The 22,625-nt window shown below is 71.6% G+C and carries 21 protein-coding genes; 13 read left to right on the top strand and 8 right to left on the bottom strand.

The features are described from left to right. Positions 1 to 8 precede the first annotated feature (8 nt). From CCO04_RS09475 to CCO04_RS09465, 3 genes are read right to left on the bottom strand one after another with little or no spacing between them, the layout of a single operon-like run. A complete protein-coding gene (locus CCO04_RS09475) occupies positions 9 to 665 on the bottom strand; it encodes a response regulator transcription factor (protein ID WP_215813828.1) in 657 nt (218 codons plus the stop codon). Continuing rightward, entirely contained in the window at positions 662 to 1,795 is a 1,134-nt protein-coding gene (locus CCO04_RS09470; protein WP_215813827.1) for a sensor histidine kinase, read from the bottom strand. The genes CCO04_RS09475 and CCO04_RS09470 overlap by 4 nt, the downstream gene beginning before the upstream one ends. A 58-nt stretch (positions 1,796 to 1,853) precedes the next feature. Further along, complete coding sequence (locus CCO04_RS09465; RefSeq protein WP_215813826.1) at positions 1,854 to 2,615, bottom strand: helix-turn-helix domain-containing protein; 762 nt, start codon at positions 2,613 to 2,615, stop codon at positions 1,854 to 1,856. A gap of 237 nt (positions 2,616 to 2,852) precedes the next feature. On the opposite strand from CCO04_RS09465, the gene CCO04_RS09460 reads away from it, so the two are divergent. The 8 genes from CCO04_RS09460 (at position 2,853) to CCO04_RS09425 (ending at position 12,830) form a co-directional block, all read left to right on the top strand. Then, positions 2,853 to 4,220 (top strand): amidohydrolase family protein, encoded by a 1,368-nt coding sequence (locus CCO04_RS09460; protein WP_215813825.1) that lies wholly within the window; start codon positions 2,853 to 2,855, stop codon positions 4,218 to 4,220. Next, positions 4,217 to 5,272 (top strand): ABC transporter permease, encoded by a 1,056-nt coding sequence (locus tag CCO04_RS09455; protein WP_215813824.1) that lies wholly within the window; start codon positions 4,217 to 4,219, stop codon positions 5,270 to 5,272. The genes CCO04_RS09460 and CCO04_RS09455 overlap by 4 nt, the downstream gene beginning before the upstream one ends. A gap of 122 nt (positions 5,273 to 5,394) precedes the next feature. Then, positions 5,395 to 6,570 (top strand): substrate-binding domain-containing protein, encoded by a 1,176-nt coding sequence (locus CCO04_RS09450; RefSeq protein ID WP_215813823.1) that lies wholly within the window; start codon positions 5,395 to 5,397, stop codon positions 6,568 to 6,570. 7 nt (positions 6,571 to 6,577) lie between these two features. Continuing rightward, positions 6,578 to 9,118 (top strand): ATP-binding cassette domain-containing protein, encoded by a 2,541-nt coding sequence (locus tag CCO04_RS09445; protein WP_215813822.1) that lies wholly within the window; start codon positions 6,578 to 6,580, stop codon positions 9,116 to 9,118. Next, positions 9,115 to 9,435 (top strand): Dabb family protein, encoded by a 321-nt coding sequence (locus tag CCO04_RS09440; protein WP_215813821.1) that lies wholly within the window; start codon positions 9,115 to 9,117, stop codon positions 9,433 to 9,435. Before CCO04_RS09445 ends, CCO04_RS09440 begins: the two co-directional genes overlap by 4 nt. A 52-nt stretch (positions 9,436 to 9,487) precedes the next feature. After that, entirely contained in the window at positions 9,488 to 10,870 is a 1,383-nt protein-coding gene (locus CCO04_RS09435) for a Xaa-Pro peptidase family protein (protein ID WP_215813820.1), read from the top strand. Then, entirely contained in the window at positions 10,867 to 11,796 is a 930-nt protein-coding gene (locus CCO04_RS09430) for an NAD(P)-dependent oxidoreductase (RefSeq protein ID WP_308281170.1), read from the top strand. Before CCO04_RS09435 ends, CCO04_RS09430 begins: the two co-directional genes overlap by 4 nt. Further along, positions 11,796 to 12,830 carry a ketopantoate reductase family protein gene (locus CCO04_RS09425; protein ID WP_215813818.1) on the top strand — a complete coding sequence of 345 codons (1,035 nt, stop codon included), beginning with the start codon at positions 11,796 to 11,798 and terminating at the stop codon, positions 12,828 to 12,830. The genes CCO04_RS09430 and CCO04_RS09425 overlap by 1 nt, the downstream gene beginning before the upstream one ends. A gap of 6 nt (positions 12,831 to 12,836) precedes the next feature. Here CCO04_RS09425 and CCO04_RS09420 read toward each other — a convergent pair whose 3' ends face one another. Both CCO04_RS09420 and CCO04_RS09415 read right to left on the bottom strand, forming a co-directional pair. Next, positions 12,837 to 13,514, bottom strand: a complete 678-nt coding sequence (locus CCO04_RS09420; protein ID WP_215813817.1) for a GntR family transcriptional regulator — start codon at positions 13,512 to 13,514, stop codon at positions 12,837 to 12,839. An 11-nt stretch (positions 13,515 to 13,525) separates the two neighbouring features. After that, positions 13,526 to 14,053 carry a VOC family protein gene (locus CCO04_RS09415; protein ID WP_215813816.1) on the bottom strand — a complete coding sequence of 176 codons (528 nt, stop codon included), beginning with the start codon at positions 14,051 to 14,053 and terminating at the stop codon, positions 13,526 to 13,528. Positions 14,054 to 14,177: 124 nt separating this feature from the next. On the opposite strand from CCO04_RS09415, the gene CCO04_RS09410 reads away from it, so the two are divergent. After that, positions 14,178 to 16,361 carry a thiamine pyrophosphate-dependent enzyme gene (locus CCO04_RS09410; RefSeq protein WP_215813815.1) on the top strand — a complete coding sequence of 728 codons (2,184 nt, stop codon included), beginning with the start codon at positions 14,178 to 14,180 and terminating at the stop codon, positions 16,359 to 16,361. A 35-nt stretch (positions 16,362 to 16,396) separates the two neighbouring features. Beyond that, positions 16,397 to 17,677 carry a dihydrolipoamide acetyltransferase family protein gene (locus CCO04_RS09405; protein ID WP_215813814.1) on the top strand — a complete coding sequence of 427 codons (1,281 nt, stop codon included), beginning with the start codon at positions 16,397 to 16,399 and terminating at the stop codon, positions 17,675 to 17,677. Positions 17,678 to 17,743: 66 nt separating this feature from the next. Here the strand turns inward: CCO04_RS09405 and CCO04_RS09400 are convergent, their stop codons facing one another. Further along, positions 17,744 to 18,796 (bottom strand): CARDB domain-containing protein, encoded by a 1,053-nt coding sequence (locus CCO04_RS09400; protein WP_215813813.1) that lies wholly within the window; start codon positions 18,794 to 18,796, stop codon positions 17,744 to 17,746. A gap of 210 nt (positions 18,797 to 19,006) precedes the next feature. Between CCO04_RS09400 and CCO04_RS09395 the strand changes: the two genes are divergently transcribed. Next, positions 19,007 to 19,342, top strand: a complete 336-nt coding sequence (locus tag CCO04_RS09395) for a nuclear transport factor 2 family protein (protein ID WP_215813812.1) — start codon at positions 19,007 to 19,009, stop codon at positions 19,340 to 19,342. Between the two features lie 179 nt (positions 19,343 to 19,521). On the opposite strand, the gene CCO04_RS09390 is transcribed toward CCO04_RS09395, so the two are convergent. Beyond that, positions 19,522 to 20,058, bottom strand: a complete 537-nt coding sequence (locus tag CCO04_RS09390) for an AAA family ATPase (RefSeq protein WP_215813811.1) — start codon at positions 20,056 to 20,058, stop codon at positions 19,522 to 19,524. Positions 20,059 to 20,156: 98 nt separating this feature from the next. Between CCO04_RS09390 and CCO04_RS09385 the strand changes: the two genes are divergently transcribed. Together CCO04_RS09385 and CCO04_RS09380 are read left to right on the top strand one after the other, a co-directional pair. Continuing rightward, positions 20,157 to 21,212, top strand: coding sequence for a MerR family transcriptional regulator (locus CCO04_RS09385; RefSeq protein ID WP_215813810.1), 1,056 nt, complete (start codon positions 20,157 to 20,159; stop codon positions 21,210 to 21,212). Then, positions 21,209 to 21,727, top strand: coding sequence for a hypothetical protein (locus CCO04_RS09380; RefSeq protein ID WP_215813809.1), 519 nt, complete (start codon positions 21,209 to 21,211; stop codon positions 21,725 to 21,727). Before CCO04_RS09385 ends, CCO04_RS09380 begins: the two co-directional genes overlap by 4 nt. Here the strand turns inward: CCO04_RS09380 and CCO04_RS09375 are convergent. Next, positions 21,724 to 22,617 (bottom strand): LysR family transcriptional regulator, encoded by an 894-nt coding sequence (locus CCO04_RS09375; protein ID WP_215813808.1) that lies wholly within the window; start codon positions 22,615 to 22,617, stop codon positions 21,724 to 21,726. The two genes, CCO04_RS09380 and CCO04_RS09375, sit on opposite strands and share 4 nt — an antisense overlap. Positions 22,618 to 22,625: the final 8 nt, after the last annotated feature.

Here is a 22,625-nt window from a genome sequence, read left to right as displayed (position 1 = left end):
GGGTCGGGTCAGCCGGGGCCGACCAGGCCGGACTGGTAGCCGATGATCACCAGCTGCACCCGGTCCCGCGCGCCGAGCTTGGTCAGGATCCGGCTGACGTGCGTCTTCGCGGTGGCGAGGGTGATGTGCAGGTCGGCGGCGAGCTCGGCGTTGCTGCGGCCCTCGGCGACCTTGACCAGGATCTCCCGCTCCCGCTCGGTCAGCTCGGCCAGCGCCGGGTCCGGCCGGGCGGGGACGGCGGGCGGCGTCCAGGTCTCGGCGATCCGGCGGGCGATGGTGGGCGCCAGCAGCGCCTCGCCGGCGGCGACGGTCCGGATGCCCTGGAGCAGGGCGGGCGCCTCGAAGTCCTTGAGCAGGTAGCCGCTGGCGCCGTACCGGAGGGCGGCGAGCACCGAGTGGTCGCTGTCGTAGCTGGTCAGCACGATGATCCTGGTCGCGGCCAGCGCGGGGTCGCCGGCGATCGCCTTGGTCGCCTCCAGGCCGTCGCCGCCGGGCATCTTGAGGTCCATCAGGACGACGTCCGGCCGCACCTCGCGCGCCAGCCGTACGGCGGCCGGCCCGTCCCCGGCCTCCCCGGCGACCGCGAGGCCGGGCTCGGCCTCGATCAACGAGCGCAGCCCGGACCGGGCCAGCTGGTGGTCGTCGACGATCAGCACGGTGATCATGCGCGGTCCTCCCGGGGGACGCTCGCGGTCAGCCGGAGGCCGCCCTCGGGACCGGTGCCCACGGCCAGGGTGCCGCCGACCAGCGCGAGCCGCTCGCGCATGCCCCGCAGGCCGTACCCCTCGACCGGACCGCCGACCGGCGGCCCCGCGCCGTCGTCGGTGACGGTGAGCGTCAGCTGCTCCGGCTGCCAGTCGAGCTCGACGCGCACGTGGTCGGCGCGGGCGTGCCGGCGTGCGTTGGTCAGCGCCTCCTGGGTCACGCGGAAGAGGGTAAGCCCGGCCAGCGGGTCGTGGTCGCCGGGTTCGCCGCTGACCACGAGGGTCGCCGGCGGCCCGTCGACCCCGCTGCCGTCCACGAGCGCCGCGAGGTCGTCGAGGCCGACCACCCGGGTGGGTTCGCCGTCGGTGCTGCGCAGCAGGCCCAGCAGCTCGCGGATCTCGCGGGACGTGCCGACGCTCGCGGTCCGGATCTGCTCCAGCGCCTCCCGGGCCGCGTCCGGCCGGCTGTCGTAGAGGTGCAGGCCGACGGTGGCCTGCAGGGACACCGCCTCGATCGACTGCGCGATCACGTCGTGCAGGTCCCGGGCGATCGCCGTCCGCTCGTCGGCGACCCGGCGCTCCAGCGCCTGGCGCTGCTCGGCGCGGGCGGCGTCGGCCCGCGCCTGCAGCAGGGACCGGCGGAAGCCGACGGCCCGGCCGACGGCGTACGCGAGGGCGAGCCAGCCGACGGTGGCGACCACGTCGCCGGAGCGCTGCTCCGTCCCCGACGCCGCCGCCGCGGCGAAGGCGGGCGCACCCGCGACCAGGCACCAGGCCGCGCCCCGCCACGGCCGGTCCCGCGCCCCGACCGTGCCGACGGCCGCCGCGAACGCCAGCAGGAACGGCCCGTCCAGCAGCTCGCGGATCGACGCCAGCTGACCGGCCAGGCCGAGCAGGCCGATCGCGACCACGGCCGGTACGGCGTACCGGTGGCGGGCGGTGAGCGGCAGGCTGCACGCCAGCCCGAACCCCACCGCCACCCACCGGTCTTGCGCCGTGGCGGGGTGGCCCAGCAGCGTGGCGACGCCGAGCAGCCAGACCGTCGCCGCCAGCAGGAGATCGCCGCGGCGGAGGGTCGGCGAGGTGCTCATGGTGCGCCGAGTCTAGGCGGGCCGGCGCCGGTCCGCGGCGCGTGCCGCGGACGCCTGATCAGTCCTGGAGGGCCGGGAGGTGGGTGACCTGCGGGGAGGGCTCGTCGAGGGCGGCCGAGCGCTCGTCGTTGCGCCGAGCGACGACGAACCAGATGGCGCGACAGACGCTCTCGTGGGGGTTCGAGAGGCGGTGCGGTGTCATCGCGTCGAAGGTGATGGAGTCGCCGGGCTCGAGGGTGTGGGTCTCGAAGCCGACCTGGACGTCGAGGCGGCCCTCGAGCACGAACCCGTATTCCCGGCCCCCGTGCCGCATCATGTCGTCCTCCGGGCAGCTGGCGCTGCCCTCGTCGTAGGTGACGTGGAGGAAGTCGACGAACGGATCGGCCTCGCGGGTGAGCCGTTCCCAGGTGACGCCGGGGAAGCGGATCTGCGCGCGCGACGTGCCGCGCTGAACGTTGCGCTGCACCCGGGGCCAGACCGGCTCCTCGGGATCCCAGGCCATCGGCGGAAGGGCGTCGAGGTCCGCGACACTGGTGCGGGGGGCTCGGTCGACCCGGGCGGGCCCGGGGTCCGGCGAGGGGTCGGGGAGCGGGCTCATCAGATCGTCGAGGGAGACCTCCAGCGCGTTGACGAGCTTGTAGAGCGTGCCGACGCTCGCGTTGACCTTGTTGTTCTCCAGCTGGGAGACGAAGCTCGGCGAGACGCCGACGCGCCGAGCGAGATCGCGCAAGGACATGCCGCGTGCGGTGCGCGCGGCACGGACCCGGCTTCCCAGCAGGTCGGCCGACGGGGTGTCGGCGCCTCCGTTCGCGGACGTCATCCGAGATCGTCTCCTGGTGCTCAGGTGTCGCTGGGCCGGGTGCCGCGACCTGTTCAGTGTAGGTGTTCAGTGCCGTTCACTGAACTCCTGTCCATCCGCGGTCAGGCTCTTCCGGCGGAGAAGTTCACTCAGAATAAACATCCCGTAATCGTCACTTGACGTTCAGTGTGACTGGACATACAGTTCCGACGTGATGCAGGCCACGACGACAGAAGGGCTGGTTCGAGGATGACGAGCGTGCGCACACTCCTCCGTGGGGGCGACGTGATCACTTCGCGCGTGGCGGGTGAGCTGCTGACCGGGACCGATGTCCTGGTCGAGAACGGACGGATCACGGCGATCGGTCGCGACCTCGCCGCCGGCGATGCGCAGGTCGTCGACCTGGCCGGGCGGGTGGTGCTCCCCGGGTTCGTGGACACCCACCGTCACACCTGGCAGTCCGTCGTCCGGAACATCGCCTCGGACTGGTCCCTGACCGAGTACCTGGCTGGCCTCCACACCGGGATGAGCCGCCACTACCGCGCCGAGGACACCTACGCGGGCAACTACCTCGGTGCGCTCGAGGCCCTCGACTCGGGGATCACGACCCTCGTCGACTGGTCCCACAACCTGTTCACCCCGGAGCACGCCGACGCGGCGATCCAGGCCCTGCGCGACGCAGGGCTCCGTGCGGTCTTCGCCCACGGCGGCGGCGCGCAGCAGTGGGGAGCGCCACTGCCGTCCGCTGTCCCGCACCCGGACGACGCGCGCCGTGTGCGCAACCAGCACTTCACCTCGGAGAGCGACCTGGTCACGATGGCGCTGGCCCTCCGGGGGCCGCAGTTCACGACGCCCGAGGTCAACCTGCACGACTTCGGGCTCGCGAAGGAGCTCGACCTCGATGTCACGGTGCACGTCGGCGACGGCTACTGGGGCAAGTCGGGGCCGATCCGCGCGATGCAGCGCGACGGCTTGCTGTCCGACCGGACCACCTACGTCCACTGCTGCACGCTCGGCGACGACGAGCTCGCCATGATCGCGGACTCGGGAGGCAAGGCCTCGGTCGCGCCTGACGTCGAGATGCAGATGGGACACGGCTTCCCGGCGACGGGCCGCCTGATCCGGGCGGGGGTGCGCCCGAGCTTCTCGATCGACGTGTGCAGCAGCAACGGCGGCGACATGTTCGGGACCATGCGCTCGGCGATCGGTGTCCAGCGTGCGCTCGACAACGCGCCGGCGGTCGAGACCGGCGAGGTCATCGAGCGGATCGGCCTGACCTGCAGCGAGGTGCTGATGTTCGCCACCCGCGACGGCGCCGTCGCCGCCGGTCTGGGTGATCGCACCGGCTCGATCGAGGTCGGGAAGGCGGCCGACATCGTCGCGCTCCGCGGCGACTCGCTGGCGATGCTGCCGATGAACAACCCGATCGGTGCGGTCGTCTACAACGCCCACCCCGGACTGGTCCAGGACGTCTGGGTGGACGGGCGCCGGGTGAAGGAGGACGGACGCCTGGTCGGCGTCGACGTCGCCGCCGTCCGTGCGCTCGCCGAGCGCACCCGGGACCACGTCGTCAGCGCCTACCCCGAGGCATCCCTCGGTGGTGGTTGGCACCCGGAGCTCGGATGACCACCGCACCGTCGTCCGCCGTACCGGTTGCGGCGCCACGGCCCCGGATCCCCGACAACGTGGCGCGCCTGAGCCAGGTGCTCGCCTGGCCCGCGACCCGCGCCTTCCTCGCCCTGGCCGTGCTCCTGGCGATCAGCCCCCTCGTCGCTTCCGGAAGCATCAGCAGCACCGCGCTCTACTCGATGCTGCCGTTCGCGGCGATCACCACTCTGGTGGCGGTGGGGCAGACCCTGGTCATCCAACAGGGCGGTCTCGATCTCTCGGTGCCCGGCGCGGTCACGCTCGGCGCACTCATCGTCGCCAAGTTCGGCAACGACCAGTCCTGGGGACTCCCGGTCGCGGTCGTGGTCGCGATCCTCGGAACCTCGCTGTTCGGGCTCCTGAGCGGAGTGGTCGTGACCGCCTTCAGGCTCCCGCCGCTGGTGGTCACCATCGCGACCAACGCACTGCTGATCGGCGTCGTCCAGGTCGTCTCGGGCGGCTTCGGGGCGCAGGCCGACCCGCGACTCAGCGACTTCGCCCTGGGGCGCTTCCTCGGTGTCCCGGTCCTGGTCTGGATCGCCGCAGCGGTGGTGATCGCGGCGCAGGTGCTGCTCAAGCTGAGCCGTACCGGGCGGCGGTTCGAGCTGGTCGGCGAGAGCCGGCGTGCTGCCGACGTCCTCGGTCTTCTCAGTCTCGGGTACGGCGTCGCGGCCTATTGGTTCTCCGCGCTGGCGGCAGGCGCCGCGGGCGTCATGCTCGCCGGGCTGCTGCGCTCGCCGACCCTGACGGCCGGCGACAGCTACCTCCTGCCGTCGATCGCTGCGGTCGTCCTGGGTGGCACCGCGCTGACCGGTGGCCGCGGAAGCCTGGTCGGAACCGCCCTGGGGGCGGTGTTCCTCGCCCAGCTCGCCCAGCTCGTCCAGACGTTCACCTCGCTGACCGCGGTCCAGAACGTCGTCACGGCTCTGATCATCGGTGTGGGCATCGTGCTCCAGCTCCGCCTGGGCCAGTCTCCCGCCCGTCTGATCGCGCTGTTCCGGCCGAGACGGGGCGAGCCCGTCCGGACCTGAGGCGAGGCGCTCCCGCGCCGGCCTTCCCCGAAAGCTCCTCCACCTTCAACGGCGCCGCCCGGCGGCCGCCGCGATCAGCCCTGCCCGGACGCGGTGTCCGAGCCCCAACCAAAGGAAGCGTCATGCACCTCACCATCTCCGACCGACGCGTCTCGCGAGCGTTCCTCGCGGCCTCGGCGGTCACCGTCCTGGGACTCAGTGCCTGCTCCTCGGTGAACGACACCTCGTCCTCGGGCTCGTCCACGAGCAAGGCCGACATCTCCGTGGGCAAGGTCGGGACCACCGACGAGTTCACCGACATCGCCGACGTCTGCGGCGGGAAGGACCTGAGCGTCGGGATCGTCGACGGCTTCGGGACCAACTCCTGGTCGAAGACGGTCAAGGCCGAGATCGAGAGCGAGGCCGCCAAGTGTGACGCGATCACCTCGGTCGACTACGCCGCTGGTCGCGGTGACGTGCAGGCGACCAACCAGGCGATCGTCAGCATGGCGGCCAAGGGCACCGACATCATCCTGGTCATCCCCGACGCCGGCCCCGGAGAGGCACACCTCCCCGCGCTGCGCAGCGCCACCAAGTCCGGGTCGACGGTCGTGGCGTTCGCATCGGACCCGACGGGCAGCCCGGGCGCGGACTACCTGGACTACACCGACTGGCAGCCGGCGAACAGCGGCAAGGTCTGGGCGCAGTGGGTGGTGGACAACCTCGGCGATGACGGCGGGAATGTCGTCTTCCTCGGTGGGCCGGCTGGAGCGAGCGTCACGGCGCAGGAGCTCACCGGCATCAAGGAGGTCCTGGCGGCGAACCCCCAGGTCAAGCTCCTCAACGACGAGCCCGTCGTGACCAACTGGGACCCGGCCGTCGCGCAGCAGGCGATGTCCGGTCTGCTCTCGCGCTACGACGACATCGATGCGGTGATCGTCGACTACGGCACCGCGGCCGGCGGCGTGATCCGGGCCTACGAGAGTGCCGGCAAGAAGCTCCCCCCGGTCGCCAGCACCGACGACAACGCGCTCAGCTGTGGGTACGCCGGCCTCAAGGCCAAGAACCCCGGCTACGAGCTCGCGACCGTCTCGAGCCGCACCTGGGTGGGACGTGTCGCCCTGCGCAAGGCGCTCGGCGCGCTCGCCGAGCGGGACGACGCGGAGCCGTCGATCTACCAGCTCTCGCTCTTCGAGGACTCCACGGGCGCGACCGACGGCAGCGTGGCCCCCACGGACGCCTGCTTGTCCGGAGCGCCTTCCGACGCCTCCCCGTCCTCGCTGCTGACCGCGGACGAGTTCGACGCGCTCTTCAAGTGATCGCCCGATGACCACGACGACGACCACGACCGCCATGACGACCGACCAGTCGGCGGCCCTGCGCCTCGACGGCATCGGCAAGAGCTATCCGGGTGTGCGCGCGCTCGACGGCGTCAGCCTCGAGCTGCTGCCGGGGCGCGTGCACGCCATCCTCGGTGAGAACGGCGCCGGCAAGTCGACCCTCGTGGGCATCGCGGCCGGCTCGGTGGTTCCCGACCAGGGAACCATCGACCTCGCCGGTCAGACGCACCGTCGCCTGCAGCCGGGGCAGGCGCGCGCCCAGGGCCTGGCCATCGTGTACCAGACCCCTGCCCTCGCTCCGACGCTCACGGTCGTCGATGCCGTGCTCACCCTGCTCCCCGCCGACAAGAAGCCGGCCCGGGGCAACGCGACTGCGTGGCTGGCCGGTCTCTTCACGGATCTCGGGCTCCCGATCGACCCGGGGGCCGTCGTCGGTGACCTCAGCCAACGAGAGGCCCACCTGATCGAGATCGCGGCCGCCCTGGCCTGCGATCCGCAGGTGCTGGTCCTCGACGAACCGACCGAGGCACTGGGTGCCGAGGAGACCTCGTGGCTGTTCGACAAGGTCGCCGAGCTCCAGGGGCGTGGGACGGCGATCGCCTACATCACGCACCGGATCCCGGAGGTCATGTCGATCGCGCAGGACCTGACGGTGCTGCGGGACGGCCGGGTGGTCGGCCGGGGTGACGTCTCCGAGTTCACCGCCGACGAGATCGTCACCATGATCATCGGGCGATCGCTCGAGACCACGTTCCCGGACAAGGCGAGCGCCGATCCCGGGACCCCGGTGCTCGCCGTCCAGGGCCTCGCCGGTCCCGGCTTCCGAGACGTCTCGTTCGAGGTGCCGCGCGGCCAGATCCTCGGGCTGGCCGGTGTCGAGGGAAACGGGCAGCGAGAGCTGCTCCACGCTCTCGGCGGCAGCGGCACGGTCCAGGGAGTGGTGCGGGTGAACGGCGCAGAGGTGTCGATCCGCAGCCACCGCGCCGCCACGGCGTCGGGGGTCGTCCTGCTTCCCGGTGATCGGCTGGGCACCGCCATGTTCGGCAACCTCTCGATCCGGGAGAACGTGGTGGCGTCCGCGCTCGGCGACGCGATGCCCGTGGGCTGGACCCGTCGTGCGCGCGAGTACGAGCTCACCCGGGAGGCCATCGACGACTTCGCCGTCAAGACGGCGACACTCGAGAGCACCGTCGTCTCGCTGTCGGGTGGCAGCCAGCAGAAGGTGCTGCTGGCCCGAGCCAGGCTGGCGAACCCACGCGTCCTGCTGGTGGAGGACCCGACCCAGGGTGTCGACGCCGGGGCGCGGGTGGAGATCTACAGCTGCCTGCGTGAGCTGGCCAGCTCCGGCGTCGCGGTGGTCGTGCTGTCGACGGACGCGGTCGAGCTGGAAGGCCTGTGCGATCGCGTCCTCGTCCTCTCCCGGGGAGCTGTCGCGGCGGACCTCCGGGCCGGTGAGATCACCGAACGCGCCATCATCGGCGGCGCCCTGCTCGCCGATCATGCGACCTCCGAGGCCGCCGAGGAGGCGGTCGCCACGCAGGGCGCGCCGGCGCGGGGCCAGGCGCCGGGTCGGCGCCGCCGGCGCGGCGCGATGATCCAACCGGTGGCACTGCTGGCCCTGACCGGGCTCGTCGCCCTCGCCACCGCGAGTCGGGACGCCGCCTTCCTGCAACCGCTCAACCTCAGCCAGCTGTTGCTCGCCTCCGCCGTCCTGATGCTGGTCGGCCTCGCGCAGCTGGTCGTCGTCATCACCGGCGGCATCGACCTCAGCGTCGGATCGGTCGTCGCGCTCTCAGGCGTGGTGGTCTCCTTCCACGCGGACGGTGGCGCGGGTGCCCTGGCGATCGGCGCAGTCCTGGCCATCGCCGCCGGCGCGGCCGTCGGTACCGTCAACGGTCTGCTCGTCACGCGCCTCCAGGTGCCGGCGGTCATCGCGACGCTGGTCTCGTCGGTTGCCGTGCTGGGTCTTGCGCAGGTGCTGCGGCCCCAACCCGGTGGTGCGGCCGGACTGGACGTGCTCAACCTTCTGGGGGCGACGATCGCCACCGTCCCGGTCCTGCTCGTGCTCGGCCTGCTCGTCACTGCGGGCATGGCGCAGGTCCTGCAGCACACCGCGCTCGGCCGTGGGCTGCGGGCGGTGGGCGCCGACGCGGTCAAGGCGAACCGCATGGGTGTCCCCGTCCTGCGCACCCGGGTGATCGCGATGGCGATGTCCGGTGCCTTGAGCGCAGGCGCAGGTATCGCCCTGTTCGCCCAGACGGGCATCGGGGATGCGAACAGCGGTCAGGCACTGACCCTGGCGTCGGTCACGGTGATCGTGATCGCCGGCGTCAGCATCTTCGGTGGCTCGGGGTCCGCGGTCAGCGTCGCCGCGGCGGCGCTCCTGCTCCAGGTCATCACCAATGCGCTCGCCTTCCTCTCGTGGAGCATCGCCTGGCAGTACTGGATCCAGGGGATCTTCGTGATCGTGGCGGCGGTCCTGCCGATGCTGGCTCGCCGGGCGAGGATGCGGAGCGGGCAGTCATGATCCTCCACCTCGCACTCTTCACCTGGGCGGACGACGTCACGGCGGAGGACATCGCCGGCGCGAGCGCCGACCTCCACCTGATGGCGGACCAGCTCGACGCGATCGTGCAGTACTCCTGCGGACCGAACCTCGGCATCACGCCGAGCACCGCGGACTTCGTCGTCGCAGCGGCTGTCCGCGACGAGGACGGACTCCGCGAGTACCTCACGCACCCGCTGCACCAGGCCGTCCAGGCGCGGTGGCTCACGCGGATGACGGCGTCGCGGACGGCTGCCCAGCTGCCCATGCCGTTCTCCGTCGCGCTCGCCGCGCGCTGACGCGCCACCCACCCCACCCAACCCACAGGCCGGACCGGCCGAGGAGGAACTCATGTCGAACACCGCCACCACCGGCAGCAACGCCGTCGACTGGGAGGCCCGGATCGACTTCGACCGCCTGCGGACCGAGCGGCTCGCTCGGTTGAAGGCCCAGCTGGAGAAGTCCGACTGCGGCGCGATCCTCGCCTTCGACTTCTCCAACATCCGCTACATGACGGCGACCCACATCGGGACGTGGGCGATGGACAAGCTGATCAGGTTCTCCCTCCTGACCAGGGAGACCGACCCGATCGCGTGGGACTTCGGATCCGCGGCCAAGCACCACGCGTTGTACAACCCGTGGTTGAACACGACGACGGCGGAGGCTGACGCCGACCCGCACGCCCCTCACCACGGCGCGGTCCGGCCGCGTCTGGAGTCCGGTGCCCGCGCCGGCATCTCCACGCTGCGTGGGGCGTTCACGCCCGACGCGGGCGTGGCCGAGGACGTCGCCCGCAAGATCAAGCGCGAGCTCGAGAAGTTCGGCGTCGCGGACCAGCCGCTCGGGGTCGACGTGATCGAGCTGCCGATCCTGTTCGCCCTCCAGCAGCAGGGCATCGACGTCGTCGACGGCCAGCAGATCTTCTTGGAGGCCCGTCGGATCAAGACCGACGACGAGATCGGGCTCCTCACGCACGCGGCGTCGATGGTCGACGCCGCGTACGAGGAGCTCTACCGCTTCCTGCGCCCGGGAGTGCGGGAGAACGAGTGTGTCGGCCTGGTCGCCAAGACCCTCTACGACCTCGGCTCGGAGTACGTCGAGGGCGTCAACGCGATCTCGGGCGAGCGGTGCTCGCCGCACCCCCACGTCTTCTCCGACCGCCTCATCCGGCCCGGCGATCCGGCGTTCTTCGACATCCTGCACAGCTTCAACGGCTACCGAACCTGCTACTACCGGACCTTCGCGGTCGGTTCGGCGAGCCGGGCGCAGCGCGATGCCTACACCCGCGCTCGGGAGTACATGGACCGGGCCATCGCGCTCGTGCGCCCTGGAGCGACGACGGCGGACATCGTGAGCGTCTGGCCCAAGGCGCAGGAGTTCGGGTTCCCGGACGAGGAGGCGGCGTTCGCCCTGCAGTACGGGCACGGCGTCGGCCTCTCGATCTGGGAGAAGCCGATCTTCTCCCGCCTCGTGTCGCTCGACCACCCCGAGGTGCTCGAGGAGGGCATGGTGTTCGCCCTGGAGACCTACTGGCCCTCCGCCGACGGCATCGGGGCCGCGCGGATCGAGGAGGAGGTGGTCGTCACCCGCGACGGGTGCCAGGTCATCACGAAGTTCCCGGCGGAGGACCTCATCGTCGCCGGGCGCAAGTACTACACCGTCGGCGGCGAGCTCGGCACGCTGCGGGACTCGCAGTCGCACCGCAACACGCCCTGGGGAAGTCCGCCGGCGTGAGCAGCGTCCACGACCCGGGAACGGTCGGGTTTCTCGGGCTGGGGTCGATGGGTTCGGCCATGGCCGGGCGACTCGTCGCGGCGCGGCACCGGGTGCGGGTGTGGAACCGCAGCCCCGCGGCGGGCGTGCGGCTGGCCGAGCAGGGGGCGGAGCTCGCGGCCGACGCCGCGCTTGCCCTCCAGGCACCGGTGTCCTTCTCGATGCTCGCCGACGACGAGGCGGCCCAGGCGGTCCTCTCGCCGGCCGCGCTCGACGGTCCAGCGGGCCGGCTGCACGTCTCCATGGCGTCCTTGAGCCCGCGCGCCAGCCGGGAGCTGGGCCGGCGCTGCGCCGACGCGGGCATGGACTACCTGGCGGCGCCCGTACTCGGCCGGCCGGCCGTCGCTGCGTCCGGAGGGCTGAACATCCTCGTCGGCGGCAGGAACGAGGCGCTGGAGAGGGCTCGACCACTGCTCGAGACGATCGGTGCCCGGGTCTGGCCGATCTCGGAGCGGCCCGAGGTCGCCAACGTCGTGAAGATCGCGGTCAACCTGCAGATCATCCATGCACTCCAGGCGCTCGCGGAGTCGATCGCGCTCGTGGAGGCGCACGAGGTGGCGCCGGACCTGTTCGCCGAGCTGCTGGGCGCGACGCTGTTCGGCGGCGTGGTGCACCGCACGTACGGGCAGCTGATCGCCGAGCGCGCCTACCGGCCGGCCGGGTTCACGGTTCCTCTGGGAGCCAAGGACCTCCGGCTGGCTGCCGAGGTCGCCGAGGACGGCGGCGTGGTGCTGCCGTCGCTGCCCGCGCTCCAGGGCGTCTTCGCCGCGGCGCTGGAGCGACCGGGGGCGGAGAGCCTCGACTGGGCGGCGATCGCCGAGGTCACCCGCCACCCCGAACTCCCGGCGCCGGAGCGCCGGACCATCACCGAGCTGGAGGAGAACTGATGACCATCGAACGAATCGCCGTCCTCGGCACCGGGGCCAACGGGGCGGGAATCGGGGCCGACCTCGTCCGTGCCGGGTACGACGTGACCTACATCGAGCAGTGGCCGGCACATGTCGAGGCAATCCGCGCGCAGGGGCTCACCGTCGTGTGCCAGGGCGAGCGCACCGTCACCGAGGTGCGGGCGCACCACCTGTGCGAGGTCGCAGAGATGCGGGAGAGCTTCGATCTCGTCTTCATGCTCGTCAAGGCGTACGACGCGCGCTGGGCCACGGAGCTGATCAAGCCGCGCCTGGCGCCGGACGGCCTCGTGGTGGGACTGCAGAACGGCATGGTGGCCGACGAGATCGCCTCGATCGTCGGGGTCGAGCGGACGCTGGGCGCCGTCATCGAGATGGCCTCCAACATGTTCGAGCCCGGCGTGGTCAACCGGGACACCCCGAAGGAGACGGCCTGGTTCGCCCTCGGTGCGCTCGACGGTGGTCCCCAGGACCGTGCCGAGGAGGTCGCCGCGATCCTCCGCTCGGCCGGAAACGTGGAGGTCGTCGACGACATCCTGTCCGCCAAGTGGATGAAGCTGGTCGTCAACGCGACCGAGCTGGTCAGTGCGGGTGTGGTCGACCTCCCCATGGTCGAGGCCGCCGACCTGCCGGGCATGCGTGCCTTCATGGTGCAGGCGGGCGTCGAGGCGCTCGAGGCGGCGATCGATCTGGGTCACCGCGCTCTGCCGATGTTCGGGCTGACCGGAGGCGTCGAGGACGGGGCTGAGGCGTACGTCAACGCGCTGATCGACGCGGTCTACCAGCACTACGCGATCCCGACCACGCTCACCACGGTCCACCAGGACTGGATCAAGGGCCGCCGCAGCGAGGTCGAGGAGATCAACGGCCTCGTGGTGCGGGAGCGGGCCGCGAAGGGCAAGCGCGCACCGGCCAACGCGGTCCTGAGCGAGATCGCCCGGGAGATCGAGGCGGGCACCGAGAAGCCCGGGCAGCACCACCTTCCGCGCCTGATGGCGGCCGTGACGACGTCCTGACCTCGCTCACCCCGCGGTCGTCGGTGCCTGGCCCTGCTCGATCACCTCGGGGTGGTCGAGCAGCGCCAACCGGGTGCGGCGGATGTGGACGGTCAGCATCCGGGTGGCGATGTCGACGTCGCGCCGGGAGACCGCGTCGAGCAGCAGGTCGTGCTCGGCCGCGATCACCCACGACTCCTGGGCTCCGGCGCGCCGGACGAACGCACGTCGGTAGGGCTGCGTGGTGTCCCACAGCCCGCGCACCATGCCGGCCAGCTGGGTGGCCTCGCTGCCCGCGTACGACGTCTCGTGGAACGCGCGGTCGAGGACCAGGAACCGCTCCACGTCGTCGTTCGCCGCGATCTCCTCCTGGAGGGAGCGCATGCGATCGACGTGCAGGTCGGTGAGCCGGGGGATGCTGTCGGCCAGGAGCAACGGCTCGATGCGCTCGCGGATCTCGTAGGACATCTCGAGGTCGGCGAGGCTCAGCGACATCACCCAGGCGCCGCTGTTGGCGCGAAGCGTGACCAGACCGCGCGTCTCGAGGATGCGCAGCGCCTCGCGCACCGGGATCCGGCTCGTCGCGAGCTCATCGGCGAGCTCGTCCTGCTTGATCCGGCTCCCGGGGGCGAGCGTGCCGTCGAGGATCCGCTCGGCCAGGACGTCGGCGATGCGTTGACTGGCGACCGGGCTGGGCGTGCTCACGGAAGGTGACCCTACGGTCGGTCGAGGTCGGCGCGGTAGCGCGCGGGCTCGACGTCGACCGCCCGTCCGGTCGGGTACGAGACCAGCTCGAGCTGCAGACCCCACGGGGCTCGCACGTAGACCCACCGCTGCCCGAGGTGGGCGCCCGTGCTCGCCGTCGGTGCGCCCATGACCTCGATCCCGGCAGCCCGCAGCTGGTCGACCGCGAGATCGAGGTCGTCGACGTACAGCGCGAGGTGGTGCCCGCCGACGTCGCTGTTGCGCGGCGGCGTACGTCGTTGCTCCGGTGCCTCCCAGGCGAACACCTCGAGGATCAGCCCCCCGAGCTCGAAGAAGCGGATCTCCGCGATGGCAGCCGTCGCGTCGACGCCCAGGTGCGTGCGCATCCAGTCGCCGCTGCCCTCGCGCCGGGGGAGGGCGTAGCGGTAGGTGGCTCCGAGCACGTCGACGAGGAAGGCATGCGCCTGATCGAGGTCCGGAACGGTCAGCCCGACGTGGTCAGCGCGTCGGACCCCGGTCAGCACAGGAGGAGGATTCATGAATCCAATGTATCCATTGAGTGCGAGGTATGGCGAGCGCGGAGGCATTCTTTGTGCGCTAGACAGGCAGATCGATCTCTTCTAATGTATCCATTCGACCACTCGCGATGAGGAGAACCAGCGGATGCCGAAGCACGTCAATCTCAAGCCGGTCTCGCCGTGGGTCGAGGTGACGCTCGGCCGGCGAGACCGTGACACCGCCGAGCCGCAGGTGCTCCTCGACCTCCTCGGTCGGATGCAGTGGGTGCGAACCTTCGAGGAGTACGTCCTGGAGCTCGCCGGCCAGGGCCTCGTGCACGGACCCGCGCACTCCAGCATCGGCCAGGAGGGCGGCGCGATCGGCTCGATCCTCCCGCTGCGCACGGACGACATGATCAACGGCTCGCACCGGGGCCATCACCAGTTCCTGGCCAAGGCCTTCGGACACGTGCTCCCCGCGGGCGGCACCGGAGTGCCGCGCGTCACCGGTGAGGTCCGGGAGGTGCTGCGCCGCACCCTGGCGGAGATCTGTGGGCTCGCGGACGGCTACTGCCGTGGTCGCGGCGGTTCGATGCACCTGCAGTGGCGCGAGGCCGGGGCGATGGGCACCAACGCCATCGTCGGCGGCGGCGTGCCCCAGGCGGCGGGCTTCGCCTGGGCGATGCGCAATGCCGGCACTGACGCGGTGAGCGTGACCTACTTCGGTGACGGCGCGGTCAACATCGGCTCGGTCCTGGAGACCTTCAACCTCGCGGCGGCATGGAAGCTGCCCGTCTGCTTCTTCATCGAGAACAACCTCTACGCCGTCTCCACGCACGTCGATGCCGCGACAGCCGAACCTCGGCTGTCCGCCCGCGGGCTCGGATTCAACATCCCGTCGTGGCGTGTGGATGGAATGGACCCCCTCGCCGTGCACGTGGCGATGACCGAGGCGCTGGAACACATGCGTGCGGGCAACGGTCCGACGATCATCGAGGCCGAGGTCTACCGCTACTTCCACCAGAACGGCCCCTTCCCGGGTTCCGCGTTCGGTTACCGCGACAAGGCGGAGGAAGCCGTGTGGCGCGAGCGCGACCCGATCGCCCAGCTGCGGAGCGAGGTCCTGCGACGCGAGCTGGCGACCCAGGAGGAGCTCGACGCCCAGGTCGACGAGGTCGAAGGCGTCCTGCGCGAGCTCGGTGAGCAGTTCCTCGAGGCCGACCCGGACGGAAAGCCCGGACAGCGGCGGATCATCGCCGGCGCGTGGCCTGACCCGGGGTTCGTCGACGTCGGGATCCGCGGCGACCTGAGTGAGCTGGCCGGCTCGCGGTACGAGGAGCAGGAGACGTTCTCCGGCGAGCTCGCCGAGCGCCGATTCATCGACGTCGTCAGTGAGGTCATGGCGCGCCGGATGGAGATGGACCCGTCCGTCGTCGTGATGGGTGAGGACGTCGACGGCCTCAAGGGAGGCACCAACGGCGCGACACGCGCTCCGCTGGCGGCCTTCCCGGACCGCGTGCTGGGCACGCCCATCAGCGAGAACGCCTTCGCCGGTCTGGCCGGCGGCATGGCTCTCGACGGCCGGGTCCGCCCGGTGGTGGAGTTCATGTACGCCGACTTCATGTGGGTGGCCGCCGACCAGCTCTTCAACCAGGTCGCCAAGGCGCGTCACATGTTCGGTGGCGAAGCGGCCGTGCCGTTCGTGCTGCGCAGCAAGCTCGCGGCGGGCACCGGCTACGGCTCCCAGCACTCGATGGATCCCGCGGGCGTGCTCGCCACGGCTCCCGGGCTGCGGATCGTCGCACCGTCCAACCCCTTCGACTACGTCGGCCTGATGAACACAGCGTTGGCTTGCGACGACCCGGTCGTCGTCCTCGAGCACGTCGACCTCTACCCATCCTCCGGGCAGGGGCCGGTCGACGACCTCGACTACCGCCTCCCGGTGGGCAAGGCGGCCGTGCGGCGCACGGGCGACGACCTCACGATCATCAGCTACCTCAGCATGGTGGGGCACTGCCTCGATGCGCTGGACGTCGTCGGTGACCGGATCTCGGCGGACCTGATCGACCTGCGCTGGCTCGACCGCGCCTCTCTGGACTGGGACACCATCGAGGCCAGCGTGCGCAAGACGAACCAGGTGCTGATCGTCGAGCAGGGCGCCGCGGGGACGTCCTACGGCGGATGGCTCGCGGACGAGATCCAGCGCCGCCTCTTCGACTGGCTCGACGCACCGGTCCACCGCGTGCACGGGTCCGAGGCCTCGCCGAGCATCAGCAAGGTGCTCGAGCGGGCGGCGATCGCGCGGACCGACGAGGTGGTCGCGGCCCTGAACGACATTGCAGCGGGCTGACGAGCCAAGGCACGACGAGGAGACGAGGGTTCGAGATGGTGCAGTTGATGTCGGTGCCCGAGGTGGCGGCTGGCGCGACCGAGGTGCAGCTGGCGGAGTGGAGTGTCGCCGCCGGGGCCGAGGTGAGCCGTGGTGACGTCATCGCGGTGGCCGAGACCGACAAGGCGGTGGTCGAGGTCGAGGCCGAGTTCGACGGTGTCGTGGTGGGTCTGCTCGCGACCGTCGGCGAGACGATCGGCGTCGGCGCCCCGCTGATGCTGGTCGGGGACAGCAGCGATGTCGGCAGGGAGCTGGATGCGCTGCTCGCCGAGGTGGGCGTGGCTCCGCCGAACCTGAGCGCGGACCCTGTGCCCGATCCTGGTCCTGTCCCTTCCGTCGCCTCGGACCCGGTGACCGCCGCCCCCGCGGTACGCCGCTTCTCGAGCCCGCTGGCGCGACGCCTCCTGCAGGAGGCCGGTCTCGACATCGCGGACGTGACCGGGACGGGGCCACGTGGGCGCGTGCGCAAGCGTGACGTCGAGCGCCTCATCGCCCAGCGCGACGCGGTTCCGGCAGGTGCCGTCGCGGCAACGGCGGAGCCGGCGACCGCGGTCGCGGACACCGCCGATGTGGTCGAGGTCGCCGCCGGGACCTCGCTCGAGCCCCACACGCGCCTGCGCCGGTCGATCGCCCAGCGGCTCACGCGGGCGAAGCAGGAGATCCCCCACTTCTACGTCACCCGGAGCGTCCGCGTCGACGAGCTCCTGGCGCTGCGGGCACAGATCAACGAGCACTCGCAGGTGCGGGTGTCGGTCAACGACCTCGTGCTCCGCGCCGTCGCCGTCACCCATCGCGCGGTTCCGGAGGCCAACGTCGTGTGGTCCGACGAAGGCATGGTGCGGCACGAGTCCGTCGACGTGGCCGTGGCGGTCGCGTCCGAGCGAGGACTGGTGACGCCGGTGGTGCGCGGTGTGGACCAGCTGTCCCTGTCGAGCTTGGCGCGTCGCGTCGGTGACTACGTCGAGCAGGCCAACGCGGGCCGGCTGCAGCAGCGCGACCTCGAGGGCGGGTCGATCACGGTGACCAACCTCGGCATGTACGGCGTCGAGGAGTTCTCCGCGATCATCAACCCGCCGCACTCCGCGATCCTCGCGGTCGGCGCGGCGCGCCCTGAGGCCGTCGTGGAGAGGGCCGGCGACGACCAGCGGATCGAGATCCGCACGGTTCTGCGCCTGGTGCTGTCCGTCGACCACAGGGCGATCGACGGCGCTCTCGCCGCTCGGTGGATGGCCCGGCTCGTCGAGGCGCTCGAGCGTCCGATGACGCTGCTGGTCTGACGGCAGTAGGGGCACCTCCGTGCGGAGGCGCCCCTACGGGATGTCGCCGATGCCGGCCCGGCCGGATCAGCGCAGGGTCAGCGTGAGCGTCCCCTCGACCTTGTCCCAGTCCGACGGAGTGCCCTGCTCGGCCACCCAGCCCACCACGCGGTAGGTGGACGTGCGGCTGTCTCGCGCGACCTCCTTGAGCTCGATGTCGCTCACGTCGAGCCCGGTGCCGGTGGTGGTCCGCGACGTGTTCTCGCAGGGGAACTGACCCTGGCCGGTCTGCTTGCTGGTGTCGGTCCAGGCGGCGCGCATGAACAGCCCGATCCGTACGCCGCTCAGGTCGATGCGCGTGAAGTGACCGAAGATGTCGTCGGTGAAGCGGTCGCCGGTGTAGCGCAGCGTTCCGCTGCCGGCCTCCTTGCGCTCGCGGTCGTAGACGCACGAGGGCGTCACCTCGCGGCCCACGACCGAGCCCGTCCGCGCGTAGGTGCTGTGGGTGCTGGCGAACGTCGGGTTCTGGCGCGGGCCGTCGATCCGCATCGAGATCTCGGCGGTCGCCGTGTGCGTCCAGGTCTCGGTCCGGCCGGTCGCCGGGTCGGTGCGCTGGCCCGTGTCGCTGAACGTGAGGTCGCCGGTGAGGACGGCGTGGAGGTCCGCGCCGACGGTGACCTGCGTCCTCGAGGCCTGGCAGTTGTTGGATTCGTTGGACTCCTTGACCCGGTTGGTCGCGTCGGCGCAGGCGAGCACCCAGTACTTCCCGTCGGCCGCTCCGAAGGGGACGGCGACCCGGCCGCTGATGGTCTGCTTCTTGCGCGGCTTGAGCTTCTTCACCGCGACGTTGCCGCCGGCAGCCAGGTCGCTGCGGCTGCGGCTCCGGTCCTGGGAGAGGTAGAAGCGCAGCGTGCTCGGCTTGGCCGCGGCGCGCCCCTTGTTGGCCACGGTGGTGCTGAGGTCGAAGCGGCCGCCCGGGCGCACCTTCGCCGGCGGGGTGCCGACCGCGGGGACGACGAGGTCCGCCCGTGGCGCGGCCGCGGCCGCGGCGGCGATCGCGTCCGGGTGCGTCCCGACCGTCGCCAGTGATGCGCCGAGCACCGTGAGTGCGGCTGCCGCCGCCGTCCGTCGTGCCTGCATGCTTCTCGTCCTCTTCTGCCGTCGTCCTGGTCGGGGCCGACGATGCACGGCCGGGCGACCCGGGCGGCAGAGGCAGGCGTCCTGGTTGTCCCGGACGGCGTGCCGGGCACCCGTTGACCCCTGAACGGAGGGCAATCGGCCGAAGGGCCGTCATCGCGCGCATGTTGGCGGGTCGGAGTGGTGAGGATGTTCCGGGACCAGGAGGAACCCATGACCATGCAGCTGCCCGAGCCCGTCGCCACGCTGATCGACGCGGTGAACGCGCATGACGAGGACGCGTTCCTCGCCTGCTTCGCCGAGGACGGCTTCGTGGACGACTGGGGTCGTGTGTTCCGCGGTCGTACGGCGATCGACGGGTGGAGCAGCAAGGAGCTGATCGGTGCCCACGGAACGCTGTCCATCTGGTCGGTGGCGACGACCGACACCGGACAGGTCGTCGTGATCGGTGACTGGCGCAGCAACCATGCGAACGGTCCCAGCCGGTTCGCGTTCGACGTGGCCGGCGGCGAGGTCGTCTCGATGACCATCAGCGACGGGCAGGCCTGAACGGCGGTCGAGGGCGGCTCCCTGCGCCACCGCTCGCGCCGCACTACCGCGAAGGGCACTCGGCGCTCGACCGCACGGCGGTCACCGTTCGTCGTACCGGTGCTGACGGCGCGCGCTGGCGCCGACCTGGTCGGGTGCCTGCCGGCGCTTGCGCTCGCATCGTGGGCATCGGTCGTCGGCTACGCGACGGTCAGGCGCTCCAGTGCGGCGAGGCGGGCGGCGGCCTCCCCGGTCAGCTCGACGACCTCCGTGCCGCCGGTCAGGTCGGTGTCGTCGGACAGCTCGAGCAGGACCTCGTCCATGACCTCGCGCAGCTCGGGGTCCTCGTCCGGTGGTACGTCGATCGGCGAGGTCGGGTCGAGGGGGAGCAGCACCAGCAGGTCGGCGTGGCGCATCGCCGCGGCGCAGAGCTCGGCGCCCCGGCGGAGGTGGTCGGACGACGGTACGGGGCGGCCGAGCCGGTCGGCGGCCTCGAGGTAGGCCAGGAAGTCGAGGGGGCCGCGCTCGGCGATCACCGGGTGGTCGACCGGTGCGAGCAGGCGTGCCGCCGCGACCTGGAGTTGCTGGAAGAAGACGCCCGCACCGGGATCGGTGGGGTACTCGCCGAGCTCCTCGATCGGGTCGGGCCAGACCTCGACGTCCGGGTGCGCGGCGGAGAAGTCGCCGATCAGCGAGCTCTTGCCGCTCGCATGGGTTCCCGACACGACGATGAGCATGAGGGTGACCTTAGGGTCCTCGCCGTTGCGGGGCGAGACGTCGTCGACGGCCGCCGCCGGCTTGACCTTCGAGTTGGTCGAGGCCGGACGATGTGGGGATGGCTGACCCGGAGTTGATGTCGATCGGCGCGTTCGCCAAGCTCGCCGGGCTGACGGCGAGCGCGTTGCGGTTCTACGACGACGCCGGCCTGCTGCGTCCCGAGCAGGTCGACCCAGTGACGGGATACCGGTTCTACGGCGAGTCGCAGCTGGTGCGTGCCTCGCAGCTGCGTCAGCTGCGCGAGATGGGGATGCCGCTGTCCACGATCGGCCGGTTCTTCACCGCTGGTGCCGCGGAGGCTGCCCGGCTCATCGACGAGCAGGTAGGCCAGGTCACCGCGGAGGCCAAGGAGATCCAGCAGACCGCGGCAACGCTCAAGGCGTCTCTCGGTGAGGATGCCTCCCTCACGCTGTGCGCCCTGCCGGGTCCGGTCCTCGCGGCGGCCGTCGATCAGGTCCTGGCCACCACGACGCGCGACCCCGAGGTCCCGGTGCTGGCCGGCGTCCACCTGGAGGCAGGTCCTGATGCGATCTCCCTGACCGCGACCGATCGCTACCGCCTCGCCACCCGGACGCTGGTGCCCAGCCGGCCGTCGACCGTCTCGTGGGCAGGAACGCTGGCCGGGGACGACCTCCAGAGCGCCGTCTCGTGGCTCCGGCGACGTCCCACCGTGACCTTGGAGGCGGGCGAACGGACGCTGGCTCTCCGCACGGCTGACGGTGCCGTGGCCCGGTGCCGCGTGCTGACGGAGGTCTTCCCTGACCACAGGCTCCTGATCGGGTCCCTTCCCGCCGTGACCCATCGCGTGACCGTCCAGGCGCAGCAGGTCCTCGCGGTGCTGGGGCAAGCGCCGGCGACCATCGGACTGCGGATCGCGGACGGCCGGCCGAGTCTCCTGCTCTCCGGGACCGCCATGGCGCTGCACGGCACCGCGACCGGTCCCGACCTGACGGTCTGGTTCGAGCTGGCCACGCTGTACCCCGCGTTGAGCCAGGCGCTCGGCACCGACGTGATGGTCGATCTTCGCGGTCCTGACCTGCCCGCCACGGTCCGGTCGGCGGACGACGGCGATCTCACCGCGCTCGTCATGCCCTGCCGGCCCGATCCCTCATGACCGACCCTGCCGCGACGCCCGATCCGACGATGGAGGCGATCGGCGACGCCGTCCTCCTCGGACGCGAGGGCGACCCCGAACCGGCCCGGCGCGCGCTGCTCGCCCTCTGGCGACAGATCGGGGTCACGGGCGACCCGTTCCACCGCTGCACGCTCGCTCACTACCTGGCGGACCTCCACGACGATCCCGCATCGGCGCTCATGTGGGACGTCCGCGCCCTCGACGCAGCCGATGCGCTCACCGACGAACGGGCCCAGCAGCACCACGCCGGCCTCCGCGTGGCCGGGTTCTACCCGAGCCTGTACCTCAACATCGCCGACAACCTCCGCCGCCTGGGCGCGTTCGAGGCGGCGGCCGAGCACATCGACCGCGCCGAGCAGCACACCTCCGCCCTGCCCGACGACGCCTACGGCACCACCGTCCGCTCCGCCGTCAGCGAGGTCCGCCAGGCCATCGACGACCGCGACCCGGCTCCTCGAGCGTCAGCGCCCGGGGCGGCCCGGTCCTCCGCCTAGGTCCCGAGCGAGGCGACGACCTGGCGCACGAAGGCGTCGACCGCCGGTGGGAGGGTACGCCGCGCCATCGTCTGCACCTGCAGGGTCCGGCGGCGCAGCTCGGGATTGCTCAGGGAGACGGTGCGGAAGCCGTCCCCGACCAGGTGCCGCGCGCTGAGGAGCCCGGTCAGCGTCACCGCTCCCGTACGCCGGGCCAGGGCGTTGAGGGCGGCCGACGAGTTGCTGGTCAGCACGGGCTCCAGGTGCAGTCCCTCCGCGGCGCAGCAGATGTCGACGAGCTCGCGCAGGGTGCTGCCCCCGTCCATCAGGGCGAGCGGGTGCTGCTGGAGGTCGGCCAGCGAGATGCTGTCGAGGTCGCCGAGGGGGTGGCCGTCGGGGACCAGGGCGACGATCGGCTCGGCCGACGAGAACGCGACGTGGACCCCGGACGCCGGCGCCAGGCTGAAGGTCAGGGCGACGTCCGCCGTGCCGGTCGCGACGGCCTCGGTGGCGGCGGCCGGGTCGGTCACGGTGAGCTGCACGCGGGCGGCGGGGAAGTGCTCGCGGAAGCGCGCGATCTCGGCCGGGACGAAGTCCTCGACGAAGCCCTCGGTGCACGCCACCGTGATCAAGGCGCGGCCGGACTCGTGCAGGTCGCGGATCCGCTCCAGCAGGTCGCTCTCCTCGAGCAGCGTGCGGCGGGCGTGGTCGGCCAGCAGCCGGCCGGCCTCGGTCGGGACCATCCCGCGGGGGTGCCGGTCGAACAGCCGGGTGCCGGTCTCCTGCTCCAGCCGGGCGATGTGCCGGCTGATCGCCGAGGCCGCGATGTGCAGGCTCTCCGAGGCCTCCGCGATCGAACCGGTGCGCGCCACCTCGACGAAGTAGCGGAGCGAGTCGCTGAGGAGGTGCACGCGCACAC

Source organism: Pimelobacter sp. 30-1 (genome assembly GCF_018831735.1).
GTDB lineage: Bacteria > Actinomycetota > Actinomycetes > Propionibacteriales > Nocardioidaceae > Nocardioides.
This window is presented reverse-complemented; position numbering and strand designations above follow the sequence as displayed.

What these genes read in the sequence shown, in the direction of transcription:
- CCO04_RS09475 (WP_215813828.1), bottom strand. Translation starts at nt 665, where the DNA reads ATGATCACCGTGCTGATCGTCGACGACCACCAGCTGGCCCGGTCCGGG.
- CCO04_RS09470 (WP_215813827.1), bottom strand. Translation starts at nt 1,795, where the DNA reads ATGAGCACCTCGCCGACCCTCCGCCGCGGCGATCTCCTGCTGGCGGCG.
- CCO04_RS09465 (WP_215813826.1), bottom strand. Translation starts at nt 2,615, where the DNA reads ATGACGTCCGCGAACGGAGGCGCCGACACCCCGTCGGCCGACCTGCTG.
- CCO04_RS09455 (WP_215813824.1), top strand. Translation starts at nt 4,217, where the DNA reads ATGACCACCGCACCGTCGTCCGCCGTACCGGTTGCGGCGCCACGGCCC.
- CCO04_RS09450 (WP_215813823.1), top strand. Translation starts at nt 5,395, where the DNA reads ATGCACCTCACCATCTCCGACCGACGCGTCTCGCGAGCGTTCCTCGCG.
- CCO04_RS09445 (WP_215813822.1), top strand. Translation starts at nt 6,578, where the DNA reads ATGACCACGACGACGACCACGACCGCCATGACGACCGACCAGTCGGCG.
- CCO04_RS09440 (WP_215813821.1), top strand. Translation starts at nt 9,115, where the DNA reads ATGATCCTCCACCTCGCACTCTTCACCTGGGCGGACGACGTCACGGCG.
- CCO04_RS09435 (WP_215813820.1), top strand. Translation starts at nt 9,488, where the DNA reads ATGTCGAACACCGCCACCACCGGCAGCAACGCCGTCGACTGGGAGGCC.
- CCO04_RS09425 (WP_215813818.1), top strand. Translation starts at nt 11,796, where the DNA reads ATGACCATCGAACGAATCGCCGTCCTCGGCACCGGGGCCAACGGGGCG.
- CCO04_RS09415 (WP_215813816.1), bottom strand. Translation starts at nt 14,053, where the DNA reads ATGAATCCTCCTCCTGTGCTGACCGGGGTCCGACGCGCTGACCACGTC.
- CCO04_RS09410 (WP_215813815.1), top strand. Translation starts at nt 14,178, where the DNA reads ATGCCGAAGCACGTCAATCTCAAGCCGGTCTCGCCGTGGGTCGAGGTG.
- CCO04_RS09405 (WP_215813814.1), top strand. Translation starts at nt 16,397, where the DNA reads ATGGTGCAGTTGATGTCGGTGCCCGAGGTGGCGGCTGGCGCGACCGAG.
- CCO04_RS09400 (WP_215813813.1), bottom strand. Translation starts at nt 18,796, where the DNA reads ATGCAGGCACGACGGACGGCGGCGGCAGCCGCACTCACGGTGCTCGGC.
- CCO04_RS09395 (WP_215813812.1), top strand. Translation starts at nt 19,007, where the DNA reads ATGACCATGCAGCTGCCCGAGCCCGTCGCCACGCTGATCGACGCGGTG.
- CCO04_RS09390 (WP_215813811.1), bottom strand. Translation starts at nt 20,058, where the DNA reads ATGCTCATCGTCGTGTCGGGAACCCATGCGAGCGGCAAGAGCTCGCTG.
- CCO04_RS09385 (WP_215813810.1), top strand. Translation starts at nt 20,157, where the DNA reads ATGGCTGACCCGGAGTTGATGTCGATCGGCGCGTTCGCCAAGCTCGCC.
- CCO04_RS09380 (WP_215813809.1), top strand. Translation starts at nt 21,209, where the DNA reads ATGACCGACCCTGCCGCGACGCCCGATCCGACGATGGAGGCGATCGGC.